A 20,062-nucleotide genomic window follows, 5' to 3' on the forward strand; every position below is an offset into this window, starting at 1 on the left:
TTAATTCTAGCAAATGAGATATGCATAAAAAGACCACAAGTGAAAAAGTATCACCCATAACTTAATATTAACCTGACTCTAACCTACTTATCTTCATTGGTTAACCTTTAGATAACAAATAACACAAATAATTAAATACATAACAATCAAAGAATTAAATTAAATCACTCTTTAAAAGAAAAAAATGTATTGATATATGTCAAATAATAACCTAACTTAAAATGTAAGCGCTTACAAAGCTGTTTTATTTAATGCAAATGTAGTATTTTTAATTCTGTAAAGAATATAAAAATGTAAGCGGTTACAAATTAAAACATAACTTATTTCTTGGGGGGAATGATGAAACATAATAAATTTTATAAAACCAAACTAGCAACCAGCTTATCCATTGCACTAAGTGCAACAGCCATATCACCTATCACTTTAGTTAATGCAGAAGAATTAGTTGATAAAACTGAAGTTATACAAGTAACAGGCATGCGCTCAAGCATCAAAGAATCTACAGCACTTAAACGCGATGCAAGTGGTGTAGTCGATGCTATTTCAGCTGAAGACATTGGTAAATTTCCAGACACTAATTTAGCAGAATCTTTGCAACGTATTACGGGTGTTTCAATTGATCGAGCAAGCGGTGAAGGTAGCAAAATAACCGTACGTGGTTTTGGTCCAGATTATAATATGGTGACTTTAAACGGCCGAACTATGCCGGCTTCAAGTTTACCTGCTGGCGGTGGAGTTTCTAATTCACGTGCTTTTGACTTCTCAAACTTAGCCTCTGATGCAGTTAAATCAGTATCCGTATATAAAACAGGTCGCGGCAATATTGCTACAGGTGGCATTGGTGCAACTGTTGATATCGTAACGGCTAAACCTTTAGACAATCCAGGTACACATGTAAGTGTTGGAGCTAAGGCGTTAATGGATACAACTAATCGTGTTGGTAATGATATAACACCAGAGTTGTCAGGTTTATTCAGTTGGACTGATGATGATGAAGTATTTGGTGCATCTTTATCTTTTAATGTTAAAGAAAGACATAGTTCAGAATCAGGTGCATTTGTTAATGAATGGCGCACAAGTGCTTATGAGGGAGTTATTCCACAAGCAGCTGACGATATTATACTAACGAACGAACCAGCACTTGGTCAGTATTACTCTATGCCTTCAGATTTACGTTACTACATCACTGATGAAGAGCGTGAAAGAACCAATGCACAATTAACACTGCAATTTAGACCTGCAGAAAATTTAACCGCGACTTTAGATTACACTTACTCAAAACAAGATGTATTCCAAGCTCGTGCTGAACAATCTATTTGGATGGATACATACAAATCAAACTTAGGCTTTGACGGCGAAACAGTTACCACACCTGTAGATTATAATGAAGATCGTGGAGATCAAGCTCCGCGTGATTTAGGTCTAGCGCAACAAGAGTTAAATCAAGTAAACGAAAATGACTCGATTGGTTTAAATATTAGCTATGACGTAAACGATTATTTCAATATTACTTTTGATGGACATATGTCAACGGCTGAAAGTTCACCTGATGCCGATTATGGCTCATGGTTAAATACAGGTTTAGGCGCAAACATCTCAGCAGGTCAAAGTGTAGATTTCACTAAAGACTTTCCTACTATGTCTATAGATTTTGATGATTGTCATGCTGAAAGAGGACTTAACTGTAATAACGCACTTGATATATCTGATGTAGGTACATCAATTCTAGATATGAGAGTTTCTTCTCAGAAATCAGATGTTGATCAATTCAGATTAATGGGTACATACGAATTTGACGAAGGTAGCATTGAATTTGGTATTGAGTCTCGTTCTATGGAAAGTCACTCGGTACAGAGTTTAACTCGTCATACCATGGGTAACTGGGGTATAGAAAATCCTGGAGAATTACCTGAAGACTTTTTAACACTTATAGACTTTACGGGTGAAATTAATGACTTCGATAAAACAGGAGCATACAACCAAGGTTTCGTAGGTAGCGCATCTCAAATTGCTGCTTGGGCAGCTGAAGAGTATGGTTTTGAATTTGTTGCAGATGGTGCAGCTGCTACAGATAGAGTTATTAAAGAAGATGTTAATTCAGCTTACTTCCAACTCGATCTTAACGGCGAATTAGCAGGAAGATCTTATAATATTGCTGCTGGTGTGCGTATCGAAAATACTAGCTTAACCTCTTCTGCAAATGTAGCTTTACCAAATGCTGTAGCTTGGGAAGGTAACAATGACTTTAATGTGAGATTTGGCGAAGGAACACAAGATTTTTCAACTGATGCAAGTTATAGCCACATTTTACCAAGTTTCGATTTTGATATTGAAGTAGTTGATGATGTAGTTGCTCGTCTATCTTTTAGCAAAACTATCGCTCGTCCTACTTATGATCAATTAAGTTCTGCTGCTTCAGCAGTTGGTGGTCCAAGCGGTCCAACAACATTCCCTGGTGTTCAACTAGGTACCGCTTCAAGCGGTAATCCAGAATTGGCTCCACTTGAATCTGATAACTTTGACTTATCTGTAGAGTGGTACTTTGAAGAAACCAGTTATGCTTCAATTGGGTATTATGAAAAACGTGTAAATAACTTTGCAGGTCGTCAACCTGTAGTTGAAAATGTATATGGTTTACGTGATGCGACAGCAGGACCTCGTGCTATAGCAGCGGAAGCAGCATTAATCGCTTTAGGTGAAGAACTAACTGATACAAACTTATTTGCGATGGTAGCAGCAACAGAAAACAACGTAGATTTCTACTCACAGAGTGCTGAAAGCTTCGAAGTTGATTATGATGTTTTACCGAATGCTGATGATCCACTAATGGATTTCACTGTAACTAAGTTTGTTAACAACCGAGAAGCTAAAATTGATGGTTTTGAAATAGCCCTTCAACACTTCTTTGGCGATTCAGGTTTTGGTATACAAGCTAACTACACAACGGTTAATGGTGACATTGGTTTTGACAACGATGGTGACCCATTAATAACACAGTTTGCACTTGTTGGTTTGAGTGATACTGCAAACTTTATTGCAATGTACGAAAAAGATGATTTCCAAGCGCGTATCGCTTATAACTGGCGTGATAAATTCTTAAACACTCAAGCCAGATATATTAACGAGCCGGGTTACACTGAAGAATATTATCAAATTGACTTTAACGTTGCTTATCAAGTTAATGAACAACTATCTGTATTTTTTGAAGGTATAAACATTACTGGAGAAGACACTAGATCTCATGGTCGTTATCAAGTACAACTATGGAATGTAGCAGAACAAGATGCTCGCTATGCTCTAGGTGCTCGCTATACATTCTAATCTATCCAGTTAGAATGTAGCTATTCATAAATGCTGTATTTTTATACGGCATTTATTGTATTAGAGCATTAATAAATATCTATAACTAAGTAAATTAGTTGCCATAAAAAAGAGGTTTTCATGAATAAACCTATAAAAAAAATTGTTATTGTTGGTGGTGGTTCTGCAGGGTGGTTAACTGCTGGATGTATAGCTGCAAAGCATATGTCTGATTCAAACGGTTCTATCGAAGTTATCCTTATTGAATCTCCAGATGTAAAAAGTATTGGTGTTGGTGAAGGTACTTGGCCTTCAATGCGTAATACGCTCGAAAAAATAGGTATTAACGAAAAACAATTTATTCAAGAATGTGATGCATCATTCAAACAAGGGTCTAAATTTATTGATTGGACAACAAATGATAATAATGACTCATACTATCACCCTTTCATGACTCCTGATGGGTACAACCAAGTAGATTTACACCAAGCGTGGCAAGCCTCTCAATCCAACATTAGTTTTGCTGATGCTGTAAACGTTCAAAGTCATATCTGTGCAGCTGATTTAGCACCTAAACAAATAGCAACACCAGACTACGCAGCCGTAACCAATTATGGTTATCATTTAGATGCAAAAAAGTTCGCTGATTTACTAAGTAAACACTGTACGACTAAATTAAATGTCAATTATGTTCTTGATCACATGGTTAATATTATCTCAGAAGAAGATGGTGATATTACAGCTATTGAAACAAGGAATAATGGTCAAATAACGGGTGACTTATTTATTGATTGTACCGGCAGCGCATCACTTCTATTAGGTAAGCATTACGGTGTGAAATTTTTAGAAAAGAAACACATACTATTTAATGACAGTGCAATAGCAACGCAAGTACCTCACCCCGAAAACAGTTCAAACATTGCTTCGACAACTAACTCAACAGCCCAATCTTCAGGTTGGATTTGGGATATAGCTCTACCTTCAAGAAGAGGTGTAGGCTATACCTATTCAAGTAAACATATTAATGACATTGATGCCGAAACAGAATTAAGACGATATATAGCTAATTCGATTGGAGCTGAAAAAGCATCAACAATTGAAACCAGAAAAATCACTTTCCAACCAGGGCATAGAGAGAAGTTTTGGTATAAAAACTGTTTAGCCATTGGAATGTCATCTGGCTTTTTAGAGCCATTAGAAGCCTCTGCTTTAGCGATGGTAGAGTTAAGTTGTAATATGCTAACCGAAGAGTTCCCTGTAAATAAACAGCATATGAAAATATTAGCGAAACGATTTAATGAAAGGTTTACTTATCGTTGGGAGCGAACAATAGAATTTTTGAAATTACATTATGTAATAAGTAAACGAACAGATTCTTCTTATTGGGTTGATAATAAGTTACCTTCATCTATACCCGATCGCTTACAGGAGCTATTAGAGTTATGGCAATATCAGCCACCTAACCGCTTAGACTTCATTCAAAATGAAGAGATATTCCCTTCTGCTAGTTACCAATATATTTTATATGGAATGAAATTTATTACAAAACCGAGAGCGTTAGATCATAAATATGGCTCCTCTAGGTTCGCAATAAAAATGCTACATGAAAATAAAATAAAAATAGAGAAATACAAAGCTCGACTGCCCTCTAACAGAGAGCTTATCAACGCTATTTTAGGTAATACCTAATCGACGAATAGAGGTTTATTTTGAAAGATAATTTGATTAAAAACATCGTGATTGCTGGTGGTGGAACCGCTGGTTGGATGGCTGCAGCAGCAATATCAAAACTCATAGGTAAAAACTTAAACATAACATTAGTTGAGTCTGATGAAATTGGAACTGTGGGTGTGGGTGAAGCAACGATTCCTCCTATTAAAACCTTCCATAAATTACTCAACATAAATGAACAAGAGTTTATGCGAGAAACCCATGCAACTTTTAAACTGGGTATAAGCTTTGAAAATTGGAAAGTGAATGATAGCCAATACATACACTCTTTTGGAGCTACAGGAAAAGAATGCTGGGCTGGAGAGTTTCATCACTTTTGGTTGCACGGATTACAAAAAGGCATAACAGCTGATTTTGGTGAATACTGTTTCGAACTACAAGCAGCTAAAGCCAATAAATTTGGTTTCTCTAAACAAACACCTATTAATTATGCTTATCATTTAGATGCGACTTTATATGCAAAATATTTAAGAAAATTTAGTGAAAAACTAGGCGTAAAAAGAATTGAAGGGAAAATCAGTCAAGTAAATAAAAATAACGCCACCGGTTTTATATCTTCTTTAACACTTGATTCAGGTCAAGTTATTGAAGGTGATTTTTTCATTGATTGCACAGGTTTTAAAGGTTTACTTATAGAGCAAGCCTTACATACAGGTTACGACGATTGGTCTCATTGGTTGCCTTGCGATAGTGCTATTGCAGTACAAACTAAAACGTTAGAGCCAGCTGTCCCTTATACACGTTCAATAGCAAGAAAAAGTGGCTGGCAATGGAAAATCCCATTACAACATAGAGTTGGCAATGGTCTTGTTTATTGTAGTAAATATATGTCTGATACCGATGCATCAGCAGAGCTGCTGGAGCATATTGAAGGCGATATGATTACACAGCCAAGAACAATTAAATTCCAAACAGGTCGCCGTCGTAAAGGTTGGAATAAGAATTGTGTTGCTCTAGGCTTGTCTAGTGGCTTTATAGAACCTTTAGAGTCCACCAGTATCCATCTGATCATGTCAGGTATTATCAGGTTGTTACGCATATTCCCATTTCAAGGGATAGAACAAACAATGATCGATGAATACAATAATAAGCTCACATCAGAGTTAAATGCGGTTCGTGATTTTATTATTTTACATTACAACGTAAATCAACGTAACGACAGCGAGTTTTGGCAACATTGTAAAAATATGGAAGTGCCTGAATCACTGGCTCATAAAATTCGTTTATTTAAAGAAACAGGTCGAGTATTTTTAGATGACGGTGATGTTTTTCGTGTAGATTCATGGACTCAGGTCATGTTAGGGCAAGGTCTAATGCCAATGCAATATCATCATATTGCAGAAATCATGTCTGACGAAGAGCTTAAGAAATTTATGGGAAGTTTGAAGCAGTCTATCGATAAAGCTGTCAGCAGCCTGCCCTCTCATGCTGAATTTATTAATCAATATTGCAAATCAAATATCGATTAACTAAAAACACAAAAGGAGACATCAGTCTCCTTTTTTAAATTTTCAAATTAATGACTTACGTTTGTTAGTTCAAACAAGGATTATTAACCTGGGAATATTCTGTTCTTCTGCCATAAGTTACTAAATACACGATCTACAGTCATAGAAGCTGCTTTCGAGAACTTCTCAGCTAAACCTTTCTTAACAACATATTTAATTGAGATAACTTTTTTAGATTTGTTTGATTGCTGTAAATAATCATCACTTGTTTGAATATCATCAACTAAACCTAATTCTTTAGCTTTAATACCAAACCAATGCTCACCTGTAGCTACCTTGCTTATATCAAGACTAGGTCGATGATCTGAAACAAATCCTTTAAATAGTTGATGAGTTTCTTCTAACTCTTCGTTAAACTTTTCACGGCCTTTATCTGTATTTTCACCAAACATAGTTACCGTACGTTTAAATTCACCTGCAGTAAATTGTTCGTAATCAATATCGTTTTTCTTTAATAGTTTATTAAAGTTAGGTACTTGAGCAATAACACCAATTGAGCCCACAATAGCAAATGGCGCTGAAATAATTTTATTTGCTACACAAGCCATCATGTAACCGCCGCTGGCTGCCACTTTATCTACAGACACAGTTAAAGGGATGTTACCTTGACGAATACGATCTAATTGAGATGACGCTAAACCATAGCCATGCACCATGCCGCCGCCACTTTCTAAACGAACAAAAACTTCATCTTCAGGCGTAGCAACAGTCAATACAGCGCTGATTTCTTCACGTAAAGATGACACTTCTTTTGCATCTATACTACCGTTAAAGTCGAGAACAAATACGCGAGACTCTTGTTCAGCTTCTCCACTTTTAGCAGACTTTTTATCAGCTTTAGCATCTTCTTTAGCTTGTTTTTTGTCAGCTTTTTCTTTTTGTTTAATTTGTTCTTTAGTAAGTAAATGATGCATAACTTCATCTTCAACATCATCAAAATGTTCTGACAAATCAGTTATTTCTAACTCACCTTTTTTACTTCCTTGCTTAATCGCTGACGATGCAATTACCGCAACAATAGCAATAACAGCTAAAACAAATGTAATTGTTTTAGCGAAAAATAGTCCGTACTCGTACAAAAATTCCAAGCCTTTCTCCTAAGGGTAGTTCGCTGTTATACCAAACAAGTTAATAAATTGACCTATTTTATACGAAGAATAAATGGTCAATTGGTTATTGTGCTTGGTATTAATTAAAAATGATAAAATATAATGATATAAATATGGGGATAAAAACACAAAAAAAAAGCCCTATAAAAGGACTTTTTCTCTCATACTGCTGTGTTTAGTTATTACAGTGTAAGTTTACTGAATAACATAAAAGCAATTAGCATCTCTTTATTACAGCCTATTGTACTACAGTCGTGTTAGTAACATTAATAACTGTACCTTTAGTGGCAAAGAAACCGGTTACTTGTGATTGCATTTCTTGAGTGGCAGCTCCTGTTAAAGCAGCATCTGGCGCTTCATCACGAACTTCAGGTGTTAAGATTGAACCATGATGACCATTTAAGAAACGTACAGCCCCAGAACCTGCTGAAGTGCTACTTACACTAGGTAAACCCAATAAAGCTATTGCACCTTCAGTTCCACCTAATGGTGAAGTTGTTATGCGATTAGGTATTACTTGATCAGATAGGTTAGTTCCACCATCACCCACTACTTCAATTAAATGGGTTGGTGTTTGTGTTTCTGCCATTTGAGTTATGTAATTAATAGGGTCTCCAGCATCTGTTACTGTTTGCGCAGCAAATGTGAATTGTGAAAACACACCATTTAAGTCAGCTTGTTGCTCTTCAGTTAAGTTTGCATAGAACAAGGTATATGCTTGTGCAAGTTCTGCTTCAGTTGCATCAGGAAAGTTCGCAGATACAAAGGTTGCAAATTCTGTTGATTGAGACAAAGTTAACGTCGCTTTTATCAAATCACCAAAAGCAGGAGACTCTAATAAGAAGTTTGCTACCATAGTACCCGGCATTGCAAGGGAGTTAGACGTCACTTTAAACATATCATCTAAAAGAGGGTTAATAGAAGTATTAGCAAGTGCTACAAAATTAATACCCGATATAGCCCCTAATGAATGTCCTAAATAATGAACTTCAGAGGTATCAATATCAGCACCTACAAGTGCATTTAAACCTAAACGTAAACCTAAGGTATCAATCGTACTTTGACGTAAATTATCACGTGTTGTTAATAAGCTCGCTAAGTTCATATAATGAGTAGCAGAAACCGTTGATGCATTAATATCATCTATAGTGTCACCATCAAGATCAAAACCACGACTACCGTGTAAAGGATGATCTATTGCTATCGTAGCAAAGCCAAACGTTGATAATATACCTGTCATTGCAAGCATATCGTCTTTTTTAGAAGTAATACCATGTTGTAACATAACCACAGGCCAACCATTATCAGGCGTTACCAAAGCAGGTAGACCAAAGTTAGCACGAACAGCATCTGTTACAGGTGATATTTGAGGCGTAGTCATTTGAACCTCAATCTCCATTTCCGTTTGAGCTACAGGAATAGGATTAAACTTTGTTAAGTTACGCTCTGTATCTACATCAAAAGCGCTACTTAAATCTCTAAGACCAACAGCCATACAAAAGCCGTCATTAGCATCTAATGCATCAGCAGGTATCGCACTTGGATTTACAGTCGCTAAACCTAGTAATGTAGCACCAGAATCACAACGCGCTTTCCACCAAGAATTAACAGGTGCTAAAGGGTTATCGGCACTAGGCACACCTAAATAATAAGGTAGTGTAACGGCACCTTTATGATAGTTAGCGGTAGAATAAAGCGCTTGTAAGTCTGGAGATAAAGTTAAACCTTGTGACAAAAATACATCATTTACTGTAGCTCCCGAAGGATCAATAGTAACAGCAGGAGCAGCTCCACCAGCACCTAAATTAGCAGCCATTAAGCCTTTAAGTGTATCTAAAACTCTAGTGGTAGACTGAGTAGTCATCGCCATCGTGTAAATCAATGAATCAGCTTCAACACCTTCATTTATAATAACATCTTCAAAGCTATTAATAATAGCTTGTAAACCTAATTGAGCTTCAGTTGCTAAAGGTTTAGTTGCAAAGTCTTGGCGCACGAGTTCATAGGTAGTTGAACCACCAACAGCTTGACCATTACTATCTTTCAAAGCATCAGTTAAGGCAACTAAATAAGTTGTTTCAGCTTTTAAAGGCTTTAAAGGCACAATAGCAACACTGTCACCAGACTTTTGTGCAAAATAGTCAACACCAAAAGTCAGTTGTGAAACTACCTTACAAGCAAAGCCTCTTGTTACACTTGTACAGTCAGCATCATTTGCGTCACCGCCCATGGTCGCTTCAAAAACTTGAACGCCTCCAACTACAGAGTCAGCATCTAATGATGTGCCTGTAGGGAAATCAATACTTAGAACAAATGGATTAACTGTAGACCAGCCATCTAAAGCGCTTAAAGCAACAAAAGGGTCGCTTTCATCTGATGCATCATCAACAGGCAAATTTAATGTGCCATCTACTGTGTCTTGAAACAATAAGTCATTAGGAACAGATAAAAGACCATTGGTGGGATCAAAAACAACACGTGCAGAAGCTTTAATACCTGAGTTATTGTTTTCGACGCTTTGTTGAACGTCTTTGAGTGATTCGCTATCACATCCAGCTAAACCTAAAACACCAGCGATAGTGACACTTAATAATAATTTTTTCATTAATTCTCCCCAGAACAATTCTTTCATATATAAAGTTGTAGTAGCTTTAGCCATTTTTTGATAGTTTTTATAGCTAAAACATAACTTGTTCGACCAGTCAAACTTAACCTAAGAATTCAATTTGCGCTAGTTGTTTCTGTAAATATCATATGGTTTATTATTTTAAATTCAATTTTTACTCGTTTGTTTGCTCCGCTCAGAGTAGAATTCACCCTCTATTTTTACTACCTTCTAATGATTATGTTTGATTTTAAATTTGATGCTAATACTCTAGCGAATAAAGTTATTTTAGTTACTGGTGCCGGAGATGGTATTGGTAAACAAGCCGCACTAACTTATGCTCAGTTAGGCGCAACCGTTATTTTATTGGGTAAAACTACCCAAAAATTAGAAGCAGTATACGATTCGATAGTAGAACAAGGTTCTTCTCAACCTGCAATTATCCCTTTAGATTTTAAAGGTGCAACCAAACAGAACTATCTGGATATGGTTTCCACTATTAAAGATCAATTCGGTCGACTTGATGGTGCTTTATTAAATGGCGCTATGTTAGGTGAGTTGTCACCTTTCACACAAATTCATGAGCAAATATGGAATGATGTGATGCAAGTGAATGTGAATTCACAATACTTACTTTCACAAGCCCTTCTACCCTTATTACAAACAACAAAAGAGTCTTCTTTAGTATTTACGACGTCAGGAGTTGGAAATAGAGGTAAAGCTTACTGGGGTGCATATAGCGTATCTAAGTTTGCTATTGAGGGAATGATGCAAGTTATTGCTGATGAATACGATACAACATCAGTACGAACTAATGCAATCAACCCTGGCGCTACAAATACCAAAATGCGTTCTGTTGCTTACCCTGGAGAAGATTCAGAGAGTATAGCCTCTACAGCTGACATTATGCCTGCTTACGTTTATTTAATGTGTAACAGTAGCATTGAAGTAAATGGGCAAGTGATTAACGCTCAATAGCTAATTAAAACTCGTTATCTATTGCATCAAGGATGTACGAACTCATTAAATCGCTATAAAAAAAATAAATACCAAGCCCACATATGTGGGCTTGTTTATAAAGAGCTGACTACTTAACTTTTCAATTAGCGCAGCTCTCTTCGTAAAATCTTACCTACATTCGTCTTAGGTAAGTCATCTCTGAATTCAACAAGCTTTGGTACTTTATAATTTGTTAAGTTTTCACGACAATGAGCTATAAGCTCTTTTTCTGTTACTTTTTTGTCTTTTAACACAACAAATATTTTTACTCTTTCATCACCGTCATCATCACTTACACCAACAGCGGCCACTTCAAGTACCCCTTGATGCATCATCACAACTTCTTCAATCTCATTTGGAAACACATTGAAACCAGAAACAATAATCATGTCTTTTTTACGATCTACAATTTTGAAATAACCATTTTCGTCCATACAAGCAATATCGCCTGTTGCTAACCAGCCATCTTTCAAAATTTCATCTGTCGCTTCCTGACGGTTATAATAACCAGCCATCACTTGTGGTCCTTTCACCCACATTTCACCAGGCTCACCTATCGCAACTTCTTGACCGTCTTCACCCATTACTTTTACATCTGTTGATGAAGCAGGTAATCCAATAGTTCCGTCATATGCTTTTTGAGTGTATGGGCTTAACGTCACCATAGGCGCACATTCAGTTAATCCATAACCTTCAAGTAATAATACAGAGGTAACTTCTTGCCATTTTTCAGCAACAGGTCGTTGCACAGCCATGCCACCACCCATCGCCATTTTTAAATGACTAAAGTCTAAATCTTTAAAACCTGGAGTATTCAATAAGCCATTAAATAAGGTATTTACGCCCGTTATTGCACTAAACTTATGCTTCCCTAACTCTTTTACAAACGCAGGCATATCTCTAGGGTTTGTAATTAATAAGTTAGTACCACCTAAGGTAACAAATGTCAGGCAGTTAGCTGTTAAAGCGAAGATATGATAAAGCGGTAACGCTGTGACTATGATCTCTTCTCCACCTGTAAATAAAGGCTTAATCGCAGCTTTAGCTTGTTCTAAATTAGCCACCATATTGCGATGAGTTAACATAGCGCCTTTAGAAACACCTGTTGTTCCACCGGTATATTGTAATAAAGCTAAATCTTGCCCGTTAATTTCTACAGGCTTAAATGTTCTTTTAGCACCTTCAGTTAATACCGTATTAAAACGCAATATATTTGAGAGCTTAAAAGCTGGCACCATTTTCTTAACATACTTAACAGCAAAGTTAACTACAGCACCTTTTACTAAGCCTAATCGGTCACCTAATGATGTAAGGATAACGTGCTTCACATCTGTTTTATCAATAACATCAGCTAACGTGCTAGCAAAGTTCTCAATAATTAGAATTGCTTTAGTATCTGAATCTTTTAACTGATGTTCTAATTCACGAGCAGTATATAGAGGGTTAACATTTACTATAGTTAAGCCTGCCATCAAAGCGCCAAATAACGCGATAGGATACTGCAAACAATTAGGTGTCATAATGGCAAATTTATCGCCTTTCACTAAACCCAAGTCATGCTGTAAATAAGCAGCAAAAGCTTCAGATTGTTCAGCTAACTCTTTGTAGTTAATTTTCGCTCCCATATTAATAAAAGCGGTGCGATCATGATAAAGCCCACAGTATTTATTAAACATTTGAACGAGAGATGAATATTTATCGGGATCGATTTCAAATGGAAGTTTTGGAGGATAACTTTTTTCAAGCCAAATTTTACTCACAACGCACACCCTATTTTTGTAATATTTATATTGGAGGTTTGATATGTTTTACGTTTTATCAAATTTCAACTGGTCATTCCAGTTAAATCATATCTAATTTGTGTAATTCCTACCAAATTAGAGTATATAGCCTCTTTTACTCTAATTTATACAGATAAAACGAATTCTTTAATCAGCTTAGCTGTTTCTGAAGGTTTTTCCATATGTACATGATGACCCCCTTCAAGTTTTACTATTTTTTTACAAGGTATTAAAGAAGAATATACTTCAATTCCTTTCTTAATAAAATCCAAACCGTTACTGCCGTATATCACTTGAACAGGTGCTTTTATATCTGACACCAACTGTTTACATTGCGCTAAGGTAAGCCGATAAGGAGAAACAGTATTGAGCTTTCGATCAGAGCGCCATTGAAGTTCATCACCAATAGCTGAAATATTTCGAGAAATTATCATTTCAGCATGCTGGTATTCAAGATCTGACATTAACATGCGCGCTTTAGTTGCTCTGTCTATCGATAGCTTTCTTGCTGCTACCGAGGTTTTCTTTAATCGGCTAAGCATACCTTTTCGCAATAATGACGAACTGTCTTTCTCATCCGCGTAGATCATACCAATAGAATCAATTAAGGTAAGTGATTTCACCTTTTCAGGAAACGCAGAAGCGAAAGCCGAGCCAATCATCCCCCCCATTGAATGCCCAACAATGTGAACATTAGTCCAATCATTCGCTTCAAATAGTACTAATATATCGTAAACCCAATCAATAAAATGATAATGAGCATCAGCACTTTTATGAGAAGAAGCGCCATGACCGGGTAAATCTATAGCGACAATCTGAAACCCCTCTCCTTTATCAACAGTTAAGTGCTCAAAAAGTGGAGTAAAGCTGGCCGCATTGTCTAACCAACCATGTAAAAAAAGTATGATATTTTTAGGTTGTTTAGTTTGTGGGTTTTGATTGAAGGTAAGTGCACTAATTTTCGAAGTGGCTGTTGTATAAGCCACTTCTTTTATATTGAGTTTTGTATGAGTCATAAGTTTATATAACTATGCTTAGAAGTAATTATGCTTAAAGTTAACGACTCTTAGTATCCTAAAGAATAGTTACTTCTTGCTTGATGATACTTTAGACTTACTCGCTGGCTGGCTCGATGATCTAGAAGAGCGAATTATCACAGGACGATTATAATGAGAACGTGATCCACTCCAAAAGTAAGGATCGTTATGAAGCCAATATGGTTGACGAATCGCCGTCACATTAACATTCTGCATTTTCTTCCAAAGATGAACGCTGGCATCATTTAGTACAGGAAAGTTATATTCATGCTCACCAATCTTTCCATTCTCAAATTCAGAAATAGTACCTACAGCCGTAATACTTCTGCCTGCTTTATAAATAACAGGATCTAATAAACCGTTAAAATACACTCTAAAACGCCCTAAGGTTTCATCACCTTTTTTAGGTTTTAAATTCCCGGTTAAAGGAAAGTTAACAATTTCTAGCATCGTAGTTTCAGCATTGTTTTGAATAGAAGCAATAACTCCGCCCCAACGTGCTTTTTGACCAACAAAATTAGTTTCTGTTGATTGTGCTTTTGAGAAGTCTACTGAGTTTGTGTTTTCAGGTAACTCTAATTTTTTAGGTACCGAAGAACATGCTGTTAAGAATAAAACGCACGATATAAGCAAATATTTTGTCATGATAAATTCTCTCTATGTCTGTTACTTAACTGATCTATTTAAGTCGATGTTGGTTATTTAAAGTATGTTCAAGATTTTTTACTTAATAAAAACAAGCTGAACACAGCCATAATAGACCAGATTATCACCCAAACAATTTCAGGTATAAAGGTTATTTCAGCTAAACGAGCCCCATCACCAATAGAGCGTCCATCAAGTAAATAAAGCGGACTTAACAGACTGTTCAATAACACCATAATACCTGTAAATTTCAATAATTTTTGCAAATAACCTATTTTAGGTAGCTTAAACTGTAAGAAAAAAATACACAAGACCACCAAAAGGATCAGCACAGTTAATATGTCTCTTACCCAAAAAACTAAAGAGCTAAGGATAAGTGCAATAATAAGTCCTGAGGCGAGCTTAGCTATTTTTTGATTAATAGAAGCAATGGAATAAATTAAATATCCCCACATAATTGCGCCAGCATAACCCATAAAACTAATCAGTAAAGTAAAACCACCACGAGTTGTACATAAGCCAGCGCCATTAGGAAATAACTCAATTTGAACCACTGAGCCGCCCGTTATTAATACGGCAAGACCATGACTTACTTCATGAAAATAACTTTCTAACCATTTAAAAGGGACTGAAACAAGAGGAAGTTGAATGAAGATAATGGCAACAAGAACAAACACCCAGAATTGATATTTATTCAAAAAACCAACTGAACTTTTTTGAGTATTAGGCAAATAGATTAACGCCGAAGAATTGTTTTATGTTTTCTCTTTGAGCAATATTATCAACAGACTCGTATGCCGCTACAGCAGATAAGTTTTGTTGTGATGGTTGATCATATTGAGAATTGCCATTTGATTGCTCGCCTTGAGCATAGCCAGCATTTGCAGAGTTTGAATTGTCACGAAGCGCAATCGCTGAGCCAGACGACTCAGACTGTAATGCATTTTGCCCTTCAAGAAAGGCAATAGCTTGCTCACTCACTTCAAAACGTGACTTATTTTGACCTAAGCTTTCACTTTGATTGTTTGCATTATTTTCATCAACAGCTGGAACAACAGGCTTAACATAAGTCTGTTGATTAGCTTTACTAACGCCTTGCGCACCTTGTGCAGATCGCAATGTTAGATTTGAATATGTTGAGTCATTAATGTTCATAAGTGCTAATTTAACAAATATTAACCAAGTATAAAACTAAATTTATTTTAGTTTCTAATTAACCAAGTATAAATACTATAGTCTATTTTCCAGGAAGCTTCTTCCAGGACACAGTATCACGCACATATACAGGTTGTGCATGTTCAGCTTCTACGCCTTTATTTTGTTCAAAAGCCAGTTGCCCGATAAATAACATAGCTTGTGCATGAGGAAATAAGATTTCTGGCTCGCCAGCATTCGCTTTAAGTTCATCAAGATCATTCTTATAAGCTTCCCAACCCGTACCTACACCATAAGGTAAAACTGTAAAGTCTAAGTTTGCATTGTCGATATAGTGCTGCTTAACAAGTTCGGGCGCTAATACCCTTTGAGCTGTTTTTGGCTGCATAACCTTATTGCTATCAGCTTCATAATATCCAGTATAGACTTCACTCATACGGGCATCTATCGCTGAAACAACACGAGTTTGACCATGTTCAATGAATGCCTGCTGTGCCATAGTCTGCAACGTTGAAACACCAACTACGGGTAAGCTAGCTGAAAAAGCTAAACCTTGAGTCACCCCAATACCTATTCTTACACCTGTAAAACTTCCAGGTCCTTGACCAAAAATAATTCCGTCTAATTTACTTAGCGTACAATCGGCAGCTTTTAATAAGTCATCTATCATAGGCAATAAACGTAAACTATGAGATTGTGGGCATAACTCATATAAACTCGTGATATTACCTTGATACTGTAAAGCAACTGAACAAGCTTCTGTTGAAGCATCAATCACTAAATAATTTTTTTCATTCATTTCATTTCTCTATTAACAATCTTATTAAGCGCTAAGCTTGAGTAACTCATTATTCAAATAGTTATAATTTAAGTCTTATTTAAACTTTTCAAAAAGTCAGCGGCTTGTTCAATATTTCTTGTACGTTTCATTGCTGGCAAACTATTTAAGAACACCTCACCGTAAGGTTTATTAACTAATCTATTGTCGCAAATAACTAAAACACCTTTATCACTTACATCACGTATTAAACGACCAACGCCTTGCTTTAAAGCGATCACCGCTTGTGGCAGTTGTATTTGCGAGAACGGTTCACCACCTCGACGTCTTGTATCTTCATTTCGGGCTTGTAACAAAGGATCGTCTGGTGAAGCAAAAGGTAACTTGTCGATAATAACACACGTTAGGCTATTTCCTCTGACATCAACCCCTTCCCAAAAACTAGCTGTCGCTAATAATACCGCACGCTTTTGTTCAACAAATTCTTCAAGTAGTTTTCTTTTACCCATTTGCCCTTGAACTAACAAGGGATTTTCTATCAATTCAGACAACAGCTCGGCAACTTGGTGCATAACGCGGTAACTCGTAAACAACATAAAACAAGCACCTTCACTCGCTTCAATTAAAGGTAAAGCAATTTGAGCCAAAACCTTAGCTCGATTTTTATCATTCGCTTCTGGTAAATAGCGCGGAACAACAAGCTGTGATTGTGTTTCATAATCAAATGGGCTTTCAAGTAATAAATGGCGAGCTTTGTTTAAACCTAAATGTTGAGCAAAATGGTCAAACTTGCCATCAACCGCTAATGTCGCTGATGTGAAGATCCAACCTGCACCAGAGTCTTCCACATAAGCACTAAATTTATCAGCAACTGAAAGTGGTGTTTTATGAAGTACCACATGCCTTGGTGTTGTTTCGTACCAAAAACTCATTCCTAAAGCGTCAACATCAAGCATAATGTCGTATTGTGCTAATAAATTAACGGCACGTTCAAAACAATGGTCAATAGCTTCGTTACGAGAAACACATAATTTAATCACTTGATAAAGGAAGTCTAAATCAACTTTTAATGAGCTAAAAGCTTGAGAAAATCGCTGCTGATGATGTTTCTCTCGCCAGTTGCCGCGCTCAGGATCGTAATTAAATAACAACCTAAACTCTTGGCTGGTTTTTAATAGTTTTTCCGCAGCTTTACCTAACTGTTTAACATCGGTTAACGTGGTTTTATATTGTTGTAGAACATCAGTACATAAATCTAAAAGTTGGCGTGTAGAAAACGCTTCACCAAAATACTCACTAGCAATATCGGCTATTTGATGAGCTTCATCAAAAATCATAATGTCAGCTTTCGGAATTAATTCACCAAAGCCAGTATCTTTTAATGCCATATCAGCAAAAAACAAATGATGATTAACCACCACTAAATCCGCATCAATAGCATTTTGACGTGCTTTAACCAAATAACAGTCTTCAATGTTCGGGCAGTCTTTAGCTAAACAGTTATCAACTGTGCTTGTAACAAAAGGAAATACAGGAGAGTTTTCAATAACATTAACTAACTCACCAATATCACCACTATGAGTAACATTTGCCCATTCTCTTACTTTTACAAAATCAGCTAAACTTTCCGCATCTAACTGCCCTCTTGATTCTTTGTATTGATCAAGTCGGTAAATACATAAATAGTTAGATCGCCCTTTTAATAAAGCCACTTGTGCTTTAGTCGCCAACGATTTTTTAATTAAAGGTAAATCTTTATGGAAGAGTTGTTCTTGTAAATTTTTTGTTCCTGTTGAAACAATAATTTTCTTTTGCTTCTCATCGTTTTCTGCGGCTTCTTTATTAGCAATCAGCGCAGGAATTAAATAGGCAAAGGTTTTACCTGTACCCGTTCCGGCTTCCACAATAAGTGATGATTTAGTTTTTATCGAGTTAGCGACTTCAATTGCCATATCAGTTTGTGCTTGTCGAGGTCTAAAACCGTCAATAGCATTCGCTAGGGCACCATTTTGTGAGAAAGCAAGTTCAACTGAATTCATGAAATGAGGAAGAATTGAAGTAAGAGAAATATTAATTTTATTATAAGGGAGAAACTAAAGGGTTAAAACAAAAAGCTATAAAACACGCCAATAAGTTAGACCATAAACGCATAACGAGATACAAGAAATCTCTTGCCCTAAAAGTAAATAAACAGTATTGTACCCGACATTAAGCAGATCAAAATTATTTCTGTACTGAAGTTTCTACGCAATGATTATTAAACAGAAAACACTAAGTTTTCAAAAAAGAGAAAATAATGATTTTAAACCTGAACTTACATCATCATCACCATATCGATTAGCTGCTCAGGTTTATTCGCTGGGGGGCTATAGACCTTTCAGTGGTGAGCGAAACAAATAAAGTTTCTAAAACCCCCGAAAAGAGTCTTCTCTCTCGGGGGTTTTTACGTTTAGCTCTTATTCGAAAAGAGTTAAATCAACAGATTAAAAAATTAAATATTAATAGGACTTAAGCATGACAACTGAAACACGTTTACGCATCGCAATGCAAAAATCAGGTCGTCTTAGCGACGATACACAAGCTTTATTCAAACGTTGTGGATTAAAGCTCAACGTATCTGACAGAAGATTACTTGCGCATGTTGCTAATATGCCTATTGATATCATGCGTGTTAGAAGCAGCGATATTCCTGGTTTAATTATGGATGGCGTTTGTGATTTAGGTATTGTTGGCGACAACACACTTGAAGAAGAAGAATTATCACGTGCGCTTATCGGTAGCAAAAATGACTACATTCGTACAACACCATTAAACTTTGGTGGTTGTCGTTTTTCGATTGCTATGCCAGAAGAGTTTAAATACACAGGTCTTAAGTGTTTAGACGGCTTACGCTTTGCTACAACTTACCCACAATTATTAAAACGCTTTGCTAAAGAAAACGGCATCAACGTTGAATTTTGTTTATTAAAAGGTTCTGTTGAAGTAGCTCCACGTGTTGGCTTAGCTGACGGTATTTGTGATTTAGTTTCTACAGGTGCAACGTTAGAAGCGAACGGTTTAAAAGAAGTAGCTGAAGTATTCCGCTCTAAAGCATCGTTAATTCAACGTGCTGAAACTTTGAACCCAGAAAAACAAGCGATTTTAGACACGTTATTACCTCGTATACACGGCGTAATGAAAGCGAAAGAAAGCAAATACATTATGCTACACGCACCAAAAGATAAAATTGCTGAAGTAAGTACATTAATGCCAGGTACTGAAACACCAACAATTTTACCTTTAGCAAGCAGTGAAACAATGGTTGCTGTTCATGTTGTAGCTACAGAAACATTTTTCTGGGAAACAATGGAAGATTTGAAAGCTTTAGGCTGCCGTTCTATTCTTGTAATGCCAATTGAAAAGATGATGGGCTAA

The 20,062-nt window shown here is 36.4% G+C and carries 14 protein-coding genes; 5 read left to right on the forward strand and 9 right to left on the reverse strand.

The window, feature by feature from the left end; translation table 11 throughout:
• Nucleotides 1-339 precede the first annotated feature (339 nt).
• The 3 genes from ACPUVN_RS12045 to ACPUVN_RS12055 all read left to right on the forward strand — a co-directional run bounded on the left by ACPUVN_RS12045 (nucleotide 340) and on the right by ACPUVN_RS12055 (nucleotide 6,500).
• A complete protein-coding gene (locus ACPUVN_RS12045) occupies nucleotides 340-3,321 on the forward strand; it encodes a TonB-dependent receptor (RefSeq protein WP_426369174.1) in 2,982 nt (993 codons plus the stop codon).
• 120 nt (nucleotides 3,322-3,441) lie between these two features.
• On the forward strand, nucleotides 3,442-4,989 hold the full coding sequence (locus ACPUVN_RS12050) for a tryptophan halogenase family protein (RefSeq protein WP_426369175.1): 1,548 nt from the start codon (nucleotides 3,442-3,444) through the stop codon (nucleotides 4,987-4,989).
• A 77-nt stretch (nucleotides 4,990-5,066) separates the two neighbouring features.
• Nucleotides 5,067-6,500, forward strand: a complete 1,434-nt coding sequence (locus ACPUVN_RS12055; RefSeq protein ID WP_426360542.1) for a tryptophan halogenase family protein — start codon at nucleotides 5,067-5,069, stop codon at nucleotides 6,498-6,500.
• 83 nt (nucleotides 6,501-6,583) lie between these two features.
• Here the strand turns inward: ACPUVN_RS12055 and sohB are convergent, their stop codons facing one another.
• Together sohB and ACPUVN_RS12065 are read right to left on the reverse strand one after the other, a co-directional pair.
• Nucleotides 6,584-7,627, reverse strand: coding sequence for a protease SohB (gene sohB / locus ACPUVN_RS12060; RefSeq protein ID WP_426369176.1), 1,044 nt, complete (start codon nucleotides 7,625-7,627; stop codon nucleotides 6,584-6,586).
• A gap of 259 nt (nucleotides 7,628-7,886) precedes the next feature.
• A complete protein-coding gene (locus ACPUVN_RS12065; protein WP_426369177.1) occupies nucleotides 7,887-10,253 on the reverse strand; it encodes a VolA/Pla-1 family phospholipase in 2,367 nt (788 codons plus the stop codon).
• A 240-nt stretch (nucleotides 10,254-10,493) separates the two neighbouring features.
• Here ACPUVN_RS12065 and ACPUVN_RS12070 point away from each other — a divergent pair, with 240 nt between their 5' ends.
• A complete protein-coding gene (locus tag ACPUVN_RS12070; RefSeq protein WP_426360075.1) occupies nucleotides 10,494-11,231 on the forward strand; it encodes a YciK family oxidoreductase in 738 nt (245 codons plus the stop codon).
• Nucleotides 11,232-11,356: 125 nt separating this feature from the next.
• On the opposite strand, the gene ACPUVN_RS12075 is transcribed toward ACPUVN_RS12070, so the two are convergent.
• The 7 genes from ACPUVN_RS12075 to ACPUVN_RS12105 all read right to left on the reverse strand — a co-directional run bounded on the left by ACPUVN_RS12075 (nucleotide 11,357) and on the right by ACPUVN_RS12105 (nucleotide 18,687).
• Nucleotides 11,357-13,012 carry an AMP-binding protein gene (locus tag ACPUVN_RS12075; protein WP_426369178.1) on the reverse strand — a complete coding sequence of 552 codons (1,656 nt, stop codon included), beginning with the start codon at nucleotides 13,010-13,012 and terminating at the stop codon, nucleotides 11,357-11,359.
• Between the two features lie 146 nt (nucleotides 13,013-13,158).
• Nucleotides 13,159-14,049: an alpha/beta fold hydrolase gene (locus ACPUVN_RS12080; protein WP_426360072.1), complete on the reverse strand. Its 891-nt coding sequence runs from the start codon at nucleotides 14,047-14,049 to the stop codon at nucleotides 13,159-13,161.
• 69 nt (nucleotides 14,050-14,118) lie between these two features.
• A complete protein-coding gene (locus ACPUVN_RS12085; RefSeq protein ID WP_426360071.1) occupies nucleotides 14,119-14,715 on the reverse strand; it encodes a Slp family lipoprotein in 597 nt (198 codons plus the stop codon).
• Between the two features lie 68 nt (nucleotides 14,716-14,783).
• Nucleotides 14,784-15,413: a M50 family metallopeptidase gene (locus ACPUVN_RS12090; protein ID WP_426360069.1), complete on the reverse strand. Its 630-nt coding sequence runs from the start codon at nucleotides 15,411-15,413 to the stop codon at nucleotides 14,784-14,786.
• A 25-nt stretch (nucleotides 15,414-15,438) separates the two neighbouring features.
• Nucleotides 15,439-15,870, reverse strand: coding sequence for a hypothetical protein (locus tag ACPUVN_RS12095; RefSeq protein WP_426360068.1), 432 nt, complete (start codon nucleotides 15,868-15,870; stop codon nucleotides 15,439-15,441).
• Between the two features lie 82 nt (nucleotides 15,871-15,952).
• Nucleotides 15,953-16,669 carry a tRNA (adenosine(37)-N6)-threonylcarbamoyltransferase complex dimerization subunit type 1 TsaB gene (tsaB, locus tag ACPUVN_RS12100; RefSeq protein WP_426360066.1) on the reverse strand — a complete coding sequence of 239 codons (717 nt, stop codon included), beginning with the start codon at nucleotides 16,667-16,669 and terminating at the stop codon, nucleotides 15,953-15,955.
• A 68-nt stretch (nucleotides 16,670-16,737) separates the two neighbouring features.
• On the reverse strand, nucleotides 16,738-18,687 hold the full coding sequence (locus ACPUVN_RS12105) for an ATP-dependent DNA helicase (protein ID WP_426369179.1): 1,950 nt from the start codon (nucleotides 18,685-18,687) through the stop codon (nucleotides 16,738-16,740).
• A gap of 475 nt (nucleotides 18,688-19,162) precedes the next feature.
• Here ACPUVN_RS12105 and hisG point away from each other — a divergent pair, with 475 nt between their 5' ends.
• Nucleotides 19,163-20,062, forward strand: coding sequence for an ATP phosphoribosyltransferase (hisG, locus tag ACPUVN_RS12110; RefSeq protein ID WP_426369180.1), 900 nt, complete (start codon nucleotides 19,163-19,165; stop codon nucleotides 20,060-20,062).

This window comes from Pseudocolwellia antarctica (assembly GCF_049933045.1).
Taxonomy (GTDB): Bacteria; Pseudomonadota; Gammaproteobacteria; order Enterobacterales; family Alteromonadaceae; genus Pseudocolwellia.